This is a genomic window from Neisseria perflava (assembly GCF_024170405.1).
Taxonomy (GTDB): domain Bacteria; phylum Pseudomonadota; class Gammaproteobacteria; order Burkholderiales; family Neisseriaceae; genus Neisseria; species Neisseria perflava_B.
In genome coordinates this window covers 1-12,599 of the sequence record NZ_JALJYC010000018.1, presented here as the reverse complement: position 1 = coordinate 12,599, position 12,599 = coordinate 1, and the positions used below count along the sequence as shown (strand labels likewise).

14 protein-coding genes are annotated in these 12,599 nt (G+C 52.7%); 13 read left to right on the top strand and 1 reads right to left on the bottom strand.

The window, feature by feature from the left end:
* Nucleotides 1-26 precede the first annotated feature (26 nt).
* Nucleotides 27-950: a pseudouridine synthase gene (locus J2T37_RS07645; RefSeq protein WP_253355013.1), complete on the bottom strand. Its 924-nt coding sequence runs from the start codon at nt 948-950 to the stop codon at nt 27-29.
* A 114-nt stretch (nt 951-1,064) separates the two neighbouring features.
* Here J2T37_RS07645 and hisS point away from each other — a divergent pair, with 114 nt between their 5' ends.
* The 13 genes from hisS (at nt 1,065) to J2T37_RS07580 (ending at nt 12,586) form a co-directional block, all read left to right on the top strand.
* The gene (gene hisS / locus J2T37_RS07640) at nt 1,065-2,360 is read left to right on the top strand and encodes a histidine--tRNA ligase (RefSeq protein ID WP_253355012.1); all 1,296 of its coding nucleotides are present in this window, start codon (nt 1,065-1,067) and stop codon (nt 2,358-2,360) included.
* The gene (locus J2T37_RS07635; RefSeq protein ID WP_253355011.1) at nt 2,361-2,990 is read left to right on the top strand and encodes a YfgM family protein; all 630 of its coding nucleotides are present in this window, start codon (nt 2,361-2,363) and stop codon (nt 2,988-2,990) included.
* 248 nt (nt 2,991-3,238) lie between these two features.
* Nucleotides 3,239-4,708, top strand: a complete 1,470-nt coding sequence (gene der / locus J2T37_RS07630) for a ribosome biogenesis GTPase Der (protein ID WP_253355010.1) — start codon at nt 3,239-3,241, stop codon at nt 4,706-4,708.
* 244 nt (nt 4,709-4,952) lie between these two features.
* Nucleotides 4,953-5,243, top strand: coding sequence for an RNA chaperone Hfq (gene hfq, locus J2T37_RS07625; protein WP_253355009.1), 291 nt, complete (start codon nt 4,953-4,955; stop codon nt 5,241-5,243).
* Nucleotides 5,244-5,375: 132 nt separating this feature from the next.
* Nucleotides 5,376-5,945 carry a tRNA (mnm(5)s(2)U34)-methyltransferase gene (locus J2T37_RS07620; RefSeq protein WP_253355008.1) on the top strand — a complete coding sequence of 190 codons (570 nt, stop codon included), beginning with the start codon at nt 5,376-5,378 and terminating at the stop codon, nt 5,943-5,945.
* A gap of 49 nt (nt 5,946-5,994) precedes the next feature.
* Nucleotides 5,995-6,369 (top strand): SirB2 family protein, encoded by a 375-nt coding sequence (locus J2T37_RS07615; protein ID WP_253355007.1) that lies wholly within the window; start codon nt 5,995-5,997, stop codon nt 6,367-6,369.
* Nucleotides 6,370-6,382: 13 nt separating this feature from the next.
* Nucleotides 6,383-6,868, top strand: a complete 486-nt coding sequence (folK, locus tag J2T37_RS07610; RefSeq protein WP_253355006.1) for a 2-amino-4-hydroxy-6-hydroxymethyldihydropteridine diphosphokinase — start codon at nt 6,383-6,385, stop codon at nt 6,866-6,868.
* 265 nt (nt 6,869-7,133) lie between these two features.
* Nucleotides 7,134-8,648: a tannase/feruloyl esterase family alpha/beta hydrolase gene (locus tag J2T37_RS07605; RefSeq protein ID WP_253355005.1), complete on the top strand. Its 1,515-nt coding sequence runs from the start codon at nt 7,134-7,136 to the stop codon at nt 8,646-8,648.
* Nucleotides 8,649-8,808: 160 nt separating this feature from the next.
* Complete coding sequence (locus J2T37_RS07600; RefSeq protein WP_253355004.1) at nt 8,809-9,444, top strand: deoxynucleoside kinase; 636 nt, start codon at nt 8,809-8,811, stop codon at nt 9,442-9,444.
* A 55-nt stretch (nt 9,445-9,499) separates the two neighbouring features.
* On the top strand, nt 9,500-9,940 hold the full coding sequence (locus J2T37_RS07595) for a peroxiredoxin (RefSeq protein WP_253355003.1): 441 nt from the start codon (nt 9,500-9,502) through the stop codon (nt 9,938-9,940).
* Between the two features lie 28 nt (nt 9,941-9,968).
* The gene (gene xerD, locus J2T37_RS07590) at nt 9,969-10,841 is read left to right on the top strand and encodes a site-specific tyrosine recombinase XerD (protein ID WP_253355002.1); all 873 of its coding nucleotides are present in this window, start codon (nt 9,969-9,971) and stop codon (nt 10,839-10,841) included.
* A gap of 246 nt (nt 10,842-11,087) precedes the next feature.
* Nucleotides 11,088-11,516 carry a TOBE domain-containing protein gene (locus J2T37_RS07585; RefSeq protein WP_253355001.1) on the top strand — a complete coding sequence of 143 codons (429 nt, stop codon included), beginning with the start codon at nt 11,088-11,090 and terminating at the stop codon, nt 11,514-11,516.
* Between the two features lie 95 nt (nt 11,517-11,611).
* Complete coding sequence (locus J2T37_RS07580) at nt 11,612-12,586, top strand: sugar kinase (protein ID WP_253452818.1); 975 nt, start codon at nt 11,612-11,614, stop codon at nt 12,584-12,586.
* Nucleotides 12,587-12,599: the final 13 nt, after the last annotated feature.

Genomic DNA, 12,599 nt, shown 5'->3' with positions numbered 1-12,599 from the left:
CAGATGGCCTTTGTTTTCTATCTATTTTATAAACGCTGCAAACTTTCAAAGCGCCGCTCTACGCCGCTTATCGGATCGATAAATTCAATGCTTTTTGCCAACAGTTGCAGCGGTTTGCTGTAATCTTCTTCGCCTGCCACCAGCGGTGTGGGGTATAGCGCGTCGTTGACCAGCGGCATACCCAAATTCATCATGTGTACGCGTAGCTGGTGTTTTTTACCGGTGTGCGGCGTTAGGCGGTAGAGGCCGAATTTGCCGCGTGTTTCCAGTAGTTCGATTGTGGTAAACGCATTCGCCTCGCCTGCCACTTCCTGCGTCAGATAAAATTTTTCGCCACGTACCATACGCGATTGCACGGTATGGGGGTAAACCAAATCCGTGCGCAGCGGCGCAACGGCTTCATAAGTTTTGCGCACGGTTTTGTCTTGGAACATGATTTGATAATCGCGGCGCGTGGCTGCGTTGTGCGACAGCAGCATGACCCCGGCCGTATCTTTGTCGAGGCGGTGGATGGGCGTGATGTCGGCGGTGTTTAAATGTTGCAAATCAGGATGCAGACGCAGGCGTGTGAGCAGAGTTTCGCGCAGAAAACGGCCGCTGGGAATCACCGGCAGAAAATGCGGTTTGTCCACCACAATCAAATGTTCGTCAACGTGTAAAATCTGCTCGTCAAACGGAATGCGCGGTTCGTCTTCGCGGCTGATTTCGCGGTAGTAATACATTGCTTCGCCCGCGACAAATGGCGTATGTTCATTCAATGGAGAGCCATCGGCGCCAACCACGAAACCACTGTTCAGTCGCGCACGCCAGCCTGCTTCGCCGACAAACGGGAATTTGTGGCAGAGAAAGTGCAAGAGCGGCAGGCTGTAAAATTGCTTTTCGTGCGGCAATACTAAATAGCTGGGTTTGATGCCGTCGATAACGGGCAGGGGATTGGTGCGTTTTTTCATACGCGTATTGTAGCGTTTTCAGACGGCCTTGCGCAGTAAGGCCGTCTGAAAATTACAAGCTGCTAAAAATCGGCTATAATTGCCTACTATTTGATTCCAATATTTCGATTTGACATGGCACAAAAAATCCAATCGGTAAAAGGCATGAACGACCTTTTGCCCGTCGAACAAAAAGATTTCAAACTCACCGCCGCTTTTTGGCAGGCTTTTGAAGATACGGTAACCCGTTGGGCGGCCTCCTACGGCTATCAGCAAATCCGTACGCCGATTGTCGAGCAAACCGGCCTGTTCGTCCGCTCTATCGGCGAAGAAACCGATGTGGTCGGCAAGGAAATGTACACTTTTTCCGATTCCAATGATTCCTTGAGTCTGAGCCTGCGCCCCGAAGGTACGGCTTCCTGTCTGCGTGCAGTGGTCGAGCACAATCTCTTGTATAACAGCCCGCAAAAATTGTGGTATATGGGGCCGATGTTCCGCCGTGAGCGCCCGCAAAAAGGCCGCTACCGCCAGTTTCACCAAGTCGGTATCGAGGCTTTGGGTTTTGAAGAGCCGGACATTGATGCCGAAATCATCGCTATGTCTGCCGATTTGTGGGACAAACTGGGCATCCGTGCTTACTTGATTTTGGAAATCAACAGCTTGGGCAATCGCGAAGAGCGTGCCGCCCATCGCGCTGCGTTGGTGGCTTATCTGACCGAATACGAAGACAGGCTGGATGAAGACAGCAAGCGCCGCTTGCACACCAACCCGCTGCGCGTGTTGGATAGTAAAAATCCCGACCTGCAAGACATTTGCAATGCCGCGCCGCGCCTGATTGATTACTTGGGCGAAGAGAGCCGTGCGCATTACAGCCGCTTTAAAACCATGCTGGACGGATTGGGTATTGCCTATGTGGAAAATCCGCGTTTGGTGCGCGGTTTGGATTATTACAATCAAACCGTATTCGAATGGACGACCGACAAGCTGGGTGCGCAGGCGACAGTGTGCGGCGGCGGCCGTTACGACGGTTTGATTGAAGAATTGGGCGGCAAACCGGCTGCTTCTATCGGCTTTGCGATGGGTATTGAGCGCCTGCTGCTGCTGGTGCACGATTACGGCACGTTGACAGCCGACTCTGCGCCTGATGTGTATGTTATGCACCAAGGCGAAGGCGCGGATTTGCGGGCGATGAAATATGCGCAAACTTTGCGCGGCGAGGGTTTTAACGTATTGCAACATTCCGGCTACCAAAGCCTGAAAGCGCAAATGAAAAAAGCCGACCAAAGCGGCGCGCGTTTTGCCCTGATTGTGGCGCAAGACGAGCTGGCAAACGGTACAGCCACGCTGAAAGACCTGAGCGGCAAACACGAGCAGCAGACCGTTGCCGCAGCCGATTTGATTAATACTTTGAATACATGGAAGAGTGCATAAATGGCCGCCCATTTGGAAGAACAACAAGAGTTAGACAATTTCAAGCATTTTTGGAAAGGTTGGGGGCGCTGGCTGTTTGCCGTTTTGGTGATTGCCGCGCTGGGTTATCTGGGTTACACCATGTACCAGCGCCATCAGGTGACGCAAAGTCAGGAAGCCGCAGGCGTATTGGAGCAGTTGGTAACGAAAGCGCAGCAGAAAGCCGATCAAAAAGTCATCAATGCCGACTTGCAAAAATTGCAGGAAAACTATCCGCAGACCATCGCCGCCGCGCAAGCCACGCTGATGGTGGCGGCAACCGAGTTTGACGCAGGCCGTTACGATGTGGCGGCAGGCCATCTGAACTGGGTGTTGAAAAACCAAAAAGCCCCGCTGGTTCAGGCTTTGGCGGCGCAGCGTATGGCCGTCGTGAAATTGCAGCAGAAAAAATACGATGAGGCGCTGAATGCGCTGAATACGCCGGTAGAAGTTGATTTCGAGCCGCTGCTGCTGGAAACCAAAGGCGATGTGTATGTGGCGCAAAACAAAGCCAAAGAAGCCGTAGAAAGCTACGAGCAGGCTTTGGGCAAAACCGCCAAAGACGCAGCGGCACGCGATTTGCTGCAAATGAAAATCGACGCGCTGAAGTAAAGCCGTCTGAAAAGCGGGTAGAGGTAAATACGGTGGGCAACAAGTTGCCTATCCTACACATTTTGAATGTTGAATGGCTGTGTTTGGCAACTATTTTTCATTTGATACGCAAAGCCTCCCTACATCGTGTTATCTATTATTTATTCCGGCTTGTCGGGGAAGTTTCCCCGCCAAGCCCTTATCCGTTTTCAGACGGCATGAATATTCCCTTTAAGGCCGTCTGAAAACGGCACACCGAAAGCATAAAAATGAAACCAACCATCGCACTGGTCGGCCGCCCCAATGTCGGCAAGTCCACCCTGTTTAACCGCCTGACGCGCACTAAAGACGCGCTGGTACACGACCTGCCCGGCCTGACCCGTGACCGCCATTACGGTCACGGCAAAATCGGCAGCAAACCTTATCTGGTGATTGATACCGGCGGCTTCGAGCCGGTGGTGGACAGCGGCATTCTGCACGAAATGGCCAAGCAGACCCTGCAAGCCGTGGATGAAGCCGACGCAGTGGTGTTTTTGGTGGATGCGCGTACCGGCCTGACTCCGCAGGATAAAATCATCGCCGACCGCCTGCGCCAAAGCCCGCGCCCCGTTTATCTGGCGGTGAATAAAGGCGAGGGCGGCAACCGTGCGGTCTTATCGGCTGAATTTTACGAGCTGGCGCTGGGCGAGCCGCATGTGATTTCCGGTGCGCACGGCGACGGCGTGTATTATCTGATTGAAGAAATTCTGGAAAATTTCCCCGAGCCGGAAGAGGAAGCGCAAGAGCCGAAACACCCCGTATTCGCCGTTATCGGTCGTCCGAATGTGGGCAAATCCACGCTGGTCAACGCCATTCTCGGCGAAGAGCGCGTGATTGCTTTTGATATGGCCGGTACCACCCGCGACAGTATCCATATTGATTTCGAGCGCGAGGGCAAACCGTTTACCATCATCGACACCGCCGGTGTGCGCCGTCGTGGTAAAGTGGATGAAGCGGTGGAAAAATTCTCCGTGATTAAGGCTATGCAGGCGGTAGAGGCGGCGAATGTAGCCGTATTGGTATTGGACGCGCAGCAGGACATCGCCGACCAAGACGCGACCATCGCCGGTTTTGCGCTGGAAGCGGGGCGTGCGCTGGTGGTGGCGGTGAATAAATGGGACGGCATCAACGAGGAGCGGCGCGAGCAGATCAAGCGCGACATTGCACGCAAGCTGTATTTCCTGGATTTTGCCAAGTTCCACTATATTTCCGCACTGAAAGAGCGCGGTATCGACGGGCTGTTTGACAGCATCCAGTCGGCCTACAATGCCGCCATGATTAAAATGCCCACGCCGAAAATCACCCGCGTGTTGCAAAGCGCCATCGAGCGCCAGCAGCCACCCCGCGACGGTATGCGCCGCCCGAAAATGCGTTACGCCCACCAAGGCGGCATGAATCCGCCTGTGATTGTGATACACGGCAATTCGCTCTCGTCCATTTCCGACAGCTATACCCGTTATCTGACCCAGACCTTCCGCAAAGCCTTTAATCTGCAAGGCACGCCGCTGCGCATTCAGTATAATGTGTCGGAAAATCCGTATGAAGATGCAGATGACAAGCCGAAGAAAAAAACACTGCGCCGTGCGGCTTTGAGCAACCGTATCGAAAAACGCGAAAACCGCAAGGAAGAAAAAGTGCGCAACAGCGGCGGCAAGGTGAAAAAACGCCAAGTCAGCGTGAAAAAGCAACACAGCAAATAATGGTTCAGGCCGTCTGAAAAATTAGAAATGGCGCAGATAACCTGCCACAACTGCTTTTCAGACGGCCTGATTGGCTTATATTGTCGTGTAAAAGTCTGCTTTTGCCACACCTCTCTAAAAAGTTTGCACATTCTTACCGAAAACTATTGTGATTAAACCGCATTCAAGGCTACAATTCTCAAACCGAGCCTGAGTTCAAAAGACTTCCGGCTTACCTTAAAATCATAATAACGGAGTTCAGAATATGACAGCTAAAGGACAAATGTTACAAGATCCTTTTTTGAATGCGTTGCGTAAAGAGCACGTACCGGTTTCGATTTATCTGGTTAACGGCATTAAATTGCAAGGCCAAGTCGAATCGTTTGACCAATACGTTGTCTTGCTGCGCAATACATCAGTTACCCAAATGGTTTACAAACACGCGATTTCTACTATCGTTCCGGCTCGCGCCGTAAGCCTGCAACACGAAAACAAACCGCAAGCCGCGCAAGCTGCTGCTCCGGTTCAAGTTGAGACCGCGCCGTCGGCAGAATAAGTCCGGCAGTCATGTTTCTTTCGATACCTTACTGATTTTTATCCGTAAGGTATTTTTATTTTTCAGACGGCCTGAAAGCGTGTAAGCGTGGCAAAAGGCCGTCTGAAAACTCTTGTTTCATTGATAATCACTATGTATCTTGCCAACATTATTCCGTTTGCCCACCAATTATTAAGCAACCGCTTGTCTGCCGGCTGCCGCGCTCTTGACGGTACGGGGGGTAACGGCCACGATACGCTGTTGCTGGCGCAGGCCGTCGGCAAAAGCGGCAAAGTATGGGCATTTGATGTACAAGCGCAAGCGCTGGAGAATACCCGTGCGCGTTTACTTGAAGCAGGTGCGGCAGAGCAGGTGGTGCTGATTCAGGGCGGACATGAAACGCTGGCGGATGATGTTGATGAGCCATTAGACGCAGCCGTGTTTAATTTCGGCTGGCTGCCGGGCGGCGATAAAAGTTGCAGCACGCAATCCGAGACCAGCCTGCGGGCATTGGTGGCGGCATTGTCGCTGTTGAAGCCGCAGGGCTTGCTGATTGCCGTGTTGTATCCGGGTCATGCGGCGGGGCAGACGGAAGCAGAGGCTGTCGAGCAATGGGCGGCGGCCTTGCCGCAGCAGCAGTATGCCGTCTTAAAATACGGCTTTACCAACCGCGCCAACCGGCCGCCGTATCTGCTGGCGGTGGAAAAGTTGCGCCAAAAATGAATGTTTCGGGTAAAATAGCGCCCATCATTTCAACAACAAAACCACCGCCATGCAATACCTGATTGTCAAACACAGCCATATGTTTTTTGTGGCAATTACCATTTTATTGTTCAATATCCGCGCCTTCATGCTCTGGCGCAAACCGGAAAACCCTTTGGCCGGTATCTGGAAAGTGCTGCCGCATTTAAACGATACCATGCTGCTGTTTACCGGCCTTTGGCTGATGAAAATTACCGGCTTCACCCCGTTTAACGCGCCGTGGCTGGCGGCGAAAATCTTTTTGCTGCTGGTGTATATCGGCTTGGGCGTGGTGGTCATGCGTTCGCGTCCGCGCTCGGGCAAATTTTATGCCGGTTATGCGTTAGCCATGTTGTGCGTGGCGACCATCGTATATATGGCACGTTTCAAACCGTATTTCTATTGAGGCCGTCTGAAAAATGAGTGCATTCAAACCCGCCGTTATCGCCTTGGGCAGCAATTTGCAAAATCCCGCCGGGCAGGTTCGCGCCGCCTTGCGCGCCATTGCCGCCCATCCGCAAATCCGCGTATTGCAGATTTCTTCGCTGTATCGCACCGCACCCGTCGGCTACGACGACCAGCCGGATTTCGTCAATGCCGTGTGCAGCGTGGAGACTTCGCTGGATGGCGTATCCTTATTGGCTGTTCTAAACCAAATCGAAGCCGATTTCGGCCGCGAACGCAGCTTCCGCAACGCCCCGCGCACGTTGGATTTGGACATCATCGACTACAATCATGAAAACAGCAGCGACCCGCATCTGACCCTACCCCATCCGCGCGCGCATGAGCGCGGCTTTGTGATGGTTCCGCTGGCGGAAATTCTGCCTGATTTTGTGTTGGGCAAACATGGCCGGGCGGTAGATTTGGCGGCAGCCTTGGGGGATGGCAGTATTCAGAAGTTATAATAATAAACGCATTTATTTCAAATAGATAATTGATAAAAAATACTTGCTTTTGCTTGTTGTCAGGTTAATAATTACCTACATTTTGTTAATTTTGGCAGGTCTTATGAGGGGCAGTTGGCAGTGCTGTCAACTGCCCCTTGAGTCTTTGTTTTGACAAAAGGGTATGTATATGCAGTTATCTAAAATTGCTTTAACGCTGATTGTCGGTTTTTCCGGCGCTTCGGCAATGGCGGCAAACAGTGATGTTGCCTAACAATGCGAAGCCTTGAAAAATACCAAGCTCTACAATACGGTGATTACCAATGCGCAATTTGTGCAGAGCGGTAGCCCTGGTGCAGGTAAAAACGCAGCCTTGACCGGCACGTCGGCCATGATTGCCAAAATGCAATACAAACCGCATTGTTTGGTGCAGGGCGAAATCGAGCCGCGTACCGGCATTGATAAAAAGCACTACGGCACCAAATTTGAATTGCGCCTGCCGCAGCAGTGGAATAAAAAATTCCTGTTTCAGGGCGGCGGCGGTTTGGACGGCGTGGTAAACGCGGCTGTCGGCGGTATTCCCTATCACCAATCAACCGCAACGCCGGCCTTGTGGCGCGGTTATGCCGTGGTTTCGACCGACTCCGGCCATGAAGGGTCAAATGCCGATTTCGGTGCCGACCAGCAGGCGCGGGTGGACTATGCTTATGCCGCATTCGGCAAAGTGACCGTTGTCGCCAAGCAGCTGATTGAAGCGCTGTATCAAGCAAAACCCGAACACAGCGTGTTTATGGGTTGCTCCAACGGTGGGCGCGAGGCTTTGATTGCCACCCAGCGCTATCCTACCGAATTTGACGGCGTGATTGCCGGTAATCCGGGTTTCCGTTTGGCTTATGCCGCCGTCGGCGAAGCTTGGGACAACCAGCATTTTATGCAAGCGGCACCGACCAACAACAAGGGCGAGAAAATCTTTGCCAATGCGCTGACCCAATCGGACTTGGATGCGGTGGTAAATGGCGTAGTGAAACAATGTGACGCCAAAGACGGCTTGGCCGACGGCATTGTCAACGCGTGGGAAAGCTGCGATTTCAAACCGGAAATGGTGGAAAACGAAATCGGCAAAGATAAAGTGGCGCTGCTCAATGCGGTGTTTAAAGGCGCGAAAAACAGTCGTGGCGAAAATGTGTATGCCTCATGGCCGTATGATGCAGGTTTGGCCAGCGACGCATGGCGCTCGTGGAAATTGGGTACATCGCAAACCGCAACGCCTAATGCCAACAATATCGTATTGGGTGCGTCCGCGCTGCCGCTGTATTACATGACCCCGCGTGATGTGAATTTCGATACCATGAAATTCAATTTTGATACGGATGTTGCTAAAATTGCGCAAATGTCAGCCATTACCGATGCGGTGGCGACCGATTTGGGTACGTTTGCCAGTCGCGGCGGCAAGCTGATTATTGTGGATGGTGTTTCCGACCCCGTGTTCTCGGCGCACGATATCCGCGATTACTATAAAGAAATCCTGGCAAACGCCAAAGCGCAAGGCCATGACGCAACGCAATACAGCCGCCTGTTTATGGTGCCGGGCATGAACCACTGCGGCGACGGCGTAGCCATGAATAATTTTGACCCGCTGACTGCTTTGGAAGAGTGGACGGATAAGGGCAAAGCGCCGGATTATATGCTGGCCACCGGCCCGTCGTTCCCAAACAAATCCCAACCGATTTGCGCCTATCCGAAAGTGGCGACTTATGTTGGCGGCAATAAAAACAAAGCTACCAGCTTTAAATGTAAATAAAGTAGCATAGTCGTAGGGCAAGGCCGTCTGAAACAAATCCATTTTGCCAACCGGCAGTTGGGTGTGTTTGAGACGGCCTTTCTGTAAAGTACATGCATAAAAATTCCGATAAATGCAGGCGGCTCTGTTAAAATAGGCCGTCTGAAAAAAGGGGTATTTTATGAACTACCGCTATATTGTCGTCGAAGGTTCCATCGGTAGCGGCAAATCCGAATTGAGCCGCCGTTTGGCCGGGCAGTTGGGTGCATTGCATTTGACGGAAAATCCGGAGAAAAATCCGTTTTTGGCGCCGTTTTATGCCAACGCCAGCAATCACGGTTTGGCAGCAGAGCTGTTTTTCCTCATGCGCCGCGCCGAATGTGTGGAGACGATTCATGCCGAAGAGGAAAAGGGCAGTGTGATTGTGGCCGATTTCCTGCTGGAAAAAGACCAGATTTTCGTACCGGTGGTGTTGAACGATAACGAGCAGACGCTGTTTTGGGAAATCAAGCGCAAGGCCATGCCGCGCTATCCTGTGCCAGATTTGGTGGTGTATCTGCAAACCACGGCCGAGGGCAACCGCAAACGCCTGCAAAAACGCGGCGACGGCGCGGTCAATCTGTTTCCGGCGGGTTATTTGGGACAGGTGCACGGCGAATACAGCCGTTTTTTCCATTTATACCAAAACGCGCCCTTGCTGATTGTCAACGCCGACGAATTGGATTTGAGCGGCAACGACGACCATTTCGCGCTGCTCCTGTCGGCCATGAATGATTTGCAGGGTAGTCGCAATTATTTGAATTTAAGCGATAAATAAACAATCGGCACACATGTGGCGGCGCAAGACAAGGCCGTCTGAAAAAGGATAGAAAATGAGCCAAACATACGAATTTACCCTGCCTTCCAGCAGCGGCGAAGATTTCCGTTCTGCCGAACATCTGCCGCTGGTGGTATATTTTTACCCGAAAGACAGCACGCCCGGCTGCACCACCGAGGGTCTGGATTTCAACGCCCGCCTGCCGCAATTTGAAGCGCTGGGCTATACCGTGGTCGGCATTTCCCGCGACGGCGTGAAGGCGCACCAAAATTTTTGCAGCAAGCAGGGTTTCCGCTTCGAGCTCTTGAGCGACAAAGACGAAACCGTGTGCAAACTGTTTGACGTCATCAAGCTGAAAAAACTTTACGGCAAAGAATCGTTGGGCATCGAGCGCAGCACGTTTGTGCTGGATAAAAACGGCGAAATCGCGCACGAATGGCGCAAAGTCAAAGTGGTCGGACATGCGCAGGAAGTGCTGGATACTTTAAGCCGCTAGGCTGAGCTTATCCTGAACAGCCGTTCGGATGGATACCTTAATCGACCGCTTTTTGGAACACCTGTGGCTGGTGGGGCGTTTCAAAGACAATACCATGCACAGCTACCGCCGCGATTTGGAAAAAATCAGCCTGCGCCTGCAAGAAGCGGGTGAAGATTGGCTGAATGTGGACAGCGTGGCGTTGGCCGCCGCCGTTTACGCGCCGGGCGAGCAGACCAGCTCGCAGGCGCGGGCGTTATCGGCGTGCAAAAATCTGTATCACTGGCTGGATGATACCGGCCAGCGCAGCGACAACCCGACCCACGATTTGAAAGCGCCCAAACTGGCGCAAAACCTGCCGCCGCTGATTACCGAGGCGCAAATCGACTGCCTGCTGCAAGCACCGGATACCGCGACGCCGCACGGTTTGCGCGATAAAGCGCTGCTGGAAGTGATTTACGCCACCGGCTTGCGCGTGAGCGAAGTGGTGAAGCTGCAAATACAGGAAATCGACCTCAACCGGGGGCGGATTAACACCATAGGCAAGGGTGGCAAGCAGCGCGAACTGCCGATGGGCGCGGAAGCGGTGTATTGGATTGAACGCTATCTGGCCGACGGCCGCCCTCAGCTGCTGAAAGAGCATTTGTGCGACGCCTTGTTTGTCAGCCAAAAGCGCGGCGGCATTTCGCGCCAGCTGGCATGGATGATTGTGAAGCAATATGCCGAGGCCGCCGGTATCCGCAATCTCAGCCCACACGGTTTGCGCCATGCTTTTGCCACCCATTTGGTCAACCACGGCGCCGATTTGCGCGTGGTGCAGGGGCTGCTGGGTCATGCCAGTATCAGTACCACGCAAATCTATACTCATGTTGCCAACCAATGGCTGCTGCAAACCGTCGGCGAACACCATTCGCGCAACTGATTTTATGGATTTTCAGACGGCCTGAAAGAATAAGAACCTGTATTCATAAGATTGATAGCGGCTTTTTATTGCCTAATCACACGCCTACTGCGTTGGACTTTTACGCCAATAGTCCACTATTGGCGCAAAAATCCGCCTTGTATTCGTATGATTAGGCAATAAAAAGCCGCTATCAATCTTATGAATACAGGTTCTAAAAAAGGCCGTCTGAAAACCGGTTATTTATAATAAGGACAAACACATATCATGAAAACCAGCGCACGCAACCAATTTGCCGGTATCGTCAAAACCATCAAACAAAGCGGCATTTACAGCGAAGTGGTGCTGACCCTGCCCAGCCGCCATGAAATCGTCGCTACGATTACCCGCGAAAGCTGCGAAAATTTGGGCTTGGTAGAAGGCGGGGCGGCCATCGCGCTGATTAAGTCCACCAGCATCATTATCGCCACGGATTTGGAACACATCAAGCTCTCCGCACGCAACCAGTTGAGCGGTTTGATTGCCGATGTCGAACGCGGCGCAGTCAATTCCGTGGTGACGCTGGATTTGGGCGACGGCATGCAAATGACAGCGGGCGTGACCCTACAAAGCACCGAGCAGTTGGATTTGCACCCGGGGCAGCGTGCCACAGCCATATTTAAGGCGGGCAGCGTGATTCTGGGCGTATTGGCTTAAAACGCCGCGCGGATGTAATACGAAGGACAGCCATGAAGAAAATTGCCATTATCGGCGAATGCATGATTGAGCTGAACGGCTAGCCGTTCAGCCTGATGCAGCAGAATTACGGCGGTGACGCGTTGAATACCGCCACATATCTGGCGCGTACTGCGCAGCCGGAGCGGATTGAAGTGCGCTATGTTTCCGCGATGGGAACAGACAAACTCAGCAGCCGCATGATTGAACGCTGGCGTGAAGACGGCATTAATACCGATTGGGTTTTACTGGCGGAAAACCGTCAGCCGGGTTTGTATCTGGTGCAGTTGGATGCCGAAGGAGAGCGTACATTCCTGTATTGGCGCGACCAGTCGGCGGCACGATACCTGCTGCGCCATCCGGATTATCCGCAGGTTTTGGCTGGTTTACAGGATATGGATATGGTGTACTTAAGCGGTATTTCGCTGGCCATCCTGCCGGAAGAAGACCGCTTCCTGCTATTGCAACAGCTGGCCGATTTAGCCGCAAAAGGCGTGGAAATTGCTTTTGACAGCAACTACCGCGCTTCGCTGTGGGAATCTTTGGCGCATACCCGCGATATTTATACCCGCTTAATGCCGCTGGTCAGCCTTGCCTTGGTCACTTTTGAAGACGATCAGGCCGTGTGGCAGGATGCCGATGAAAACGCCACCATCACGCGCTTGCGGCAAAACGGCGTGAAAAATATTGTGGTCAAATCCGGCAAGCGCGGCGCGGTTTTCAGTAATGACAAAGGCGTTTACTGCCATGTGCCGACGACACCCGTGGCGCATGTGGTCGATACCTCCGCTGCCGGTGATTCGTTTAACGCCGGATTTTTAAACGGTTATCTGCAAGGGAAAGATTGGGAAACCTGCTGTCGGCAAGGAAACCAGCTGGCCGGTGTGGTCATCCGTCATCGGGCGCCATTATCGACCGAGAGGCAACCGCTGCTTTTCGGGATGCGTTCCGCCGAATCATCCGTTAAATCAAGGCCGTCTGAAATCACTCCCGTTTCAGACGGCCTTATATATTTAAAGCTCCTAAAAGGGGCATTTCAAACGGTATCTTGAGCCGAGTAGCTCG